Origin of the sequence: Bacillus nitratireducens (assembly GCF_001884135.1) — a bacterium.
Classification (GTDB): Bacteria; Bacillota; Bacilli; order Bacillales; family Bacillaceae_G; genus Bacillus_A; species Bacillus_A nitratireducens.
In genome coordinates, this window is the sequence record NZ_MAOC01000101.1 from 1 (window position 1) to 2,021 (window position 2,021).

Consider the following 2,021-nt stretch of genomic DNA (forward strand, 5'->3'; position numbering starts at 1 on the left):
CATAGCTAAAAATTTGAAACCCGTCAGGGTTTATTTGATGTGCCTACTTTTATGCTATCTATAAAAGACTACGTGAAAAAACCACATTTTGTATAAAAGGATACCTTAAGTTGATGGATGTGTGGTGGAACCCCATACCCTTCAACTTAAGAACAGAAACTTACGCTTGACATAATATCAAATTGAGATGAGCAAAGCTATTTCAAGTGAATAGAATCCACTCTTTAAGAATACATAAAATATATACATACAAGCTTAGTCTAATCACTACATCATTAGTGATAGTAGGATTCTATAGATTTGGGAGGAAGAGATATGCAAAAAAAGGTTCTCCTGTTTACAGATTTGGGGATTGATGATGCGTTTGCTATACTGTACACCTTTTTTCGTAAAGACATTCAACTTGTAGGAATCGTAGCTGATTATGGAAATGTATCAAGAGAAAATGTAATAAGAAATATTAACTATTTGAAGTACATTGCGGGAAGAGAAGAGATACCTGTATTCCTTGGTGCTTCTGTACCGTTGACAGGTATATTGATTCAGTATTTCCCTGAGGTACATGGAAAAGTCGGATTAGGTCCTATTATTCCCCCTGAAATTCCATATCCAGTTTATCCCTTAAATGATATTTATCAAATTATAGAATCAAATTTAGAAGATCTTACAATTATCAATTTAGGAAGACTTTCTTCGCTAGCTACGACTTTTGTATTGAATTTAGAAACAATGCGAAACGTAAGAGAATGCATTTGCATGGGAGGAGCTTTTTTCTATCCAGGTAACGTAACTGCTGTGGCTGAAGCTAACTTTTACGCAGACCCTTATGCAGCAAATTTAATTCTGCAGCATGCAAAGAACTTGACAATTATTCCTTTAAATGTGACTCAACATGCAATTGTTACACCCGAAATGGTCCAGCAAATCGATGCATTTCATCGGAATACACAGGATCCTGTAGGACTCATCATCAAACCTATGTTAGATTATTATTATAATTTCTACTCCAAGTCTAATCCTGGTATCAGTGGAAGTCCTATGCATGATTTTGTAACAGTGTGGTATTTGCTGAATCAAGAGGCCATTGGCCTTTCAAGAGTACCCATTAAAGTAATTCCTGATCAAGGAGAAGGATTTGGTCAAAGTATTGCAGACTTTCGTTTTGTTACTAATCCAGGCTATAAAACGCATAATGTAGCTTTTCAGTTTGATTATGAAAGATTCAAGAAGGATATTATGGAAACGTTCCTACAGAAGAGAGTGTAACAGACTTTATTAACTTCAGATAATACGGATTATGTGAATGAAATATCACTGCACTTAACGTACAGGAATTCGACTTTTTTAGGTTAAAATTCGTCTAGCATACAAAACTTCCGAAATGTTGGCTGTATCCTATCACTATCAAGCTAACAAAATAAAATCCCTCTAATTGCTGGTACATTAAAACTTTAACTTGATGACCTATGGTGCTATCCCATAAAGAAAAGACACTCAAATGAGCGCCTATTTCTTTTAATATCCGAATTATTATTCTCTACTAACACTACGAAAATAAGAACATACCATCAAGAGATACGTAAGTAATCTAACATATATTTGCACGTGTCTCCTTCAATTAAAACGTTTCATAATTCTTAATCTGCATTTTTTTCCAGTTAGTAAAAAATCCCTCATATAAATATGTGGGACTTTTTTATTTCTCTAATTTAGCGTTTCTAATCTTGTACTCCAGTGTTACTTTATTCAATCACAATAATATATTAATAGTTTGTGACACCTTACATTATTTACATAACGTTTTTATTGTCTACTTATATTGATACCCGCGCCTGAAGGAATACGGACACGATTCTGAGTATGAAGGGGCATTCTAGAAAATATTCAAAGTAATTCTATAAATTTCATTAATGATTTTGATACGTTTCCTTCAAAAAACTTACAGATTGTTTGATTAGCGCTTTTAGAACATTACTATCAATATCTGCTATTTTATTAATATAAATACACGATTTTCCAGA

At 33.3% G+C, this 2,021-nt stretch carries 1 protein-coding gene and 1 pseudogene; one reads left to right on the forward strand and one right to left on the reverse strand.

Translation table 11 applies throughout. From position 1 onward, the window contains the following. Positions 1 to 315: 315 nt before the first annotated feature. Complete coding sequence (locus tag BAU23_RS28780) at positions 316 to 1,266, forward strand: nucleoside hydrolase (protein WP_071735752.1); 951 nt, start codon at positions 316 to 318, stop codon at positions 1,264 to 1,266. Positions 1,267 to 1,907: 641 nt separating this feature from the next. Here the strand turns inward: BAU23_RS28780 and BAU23_RS30050 are convergent. Further along, a pseudogene (locus tag BAU23_RS30050) lies at positions 1,908 to 2,021 on the reverse strand (DUF1801 domain-containing protein); the annotation flags it as partial.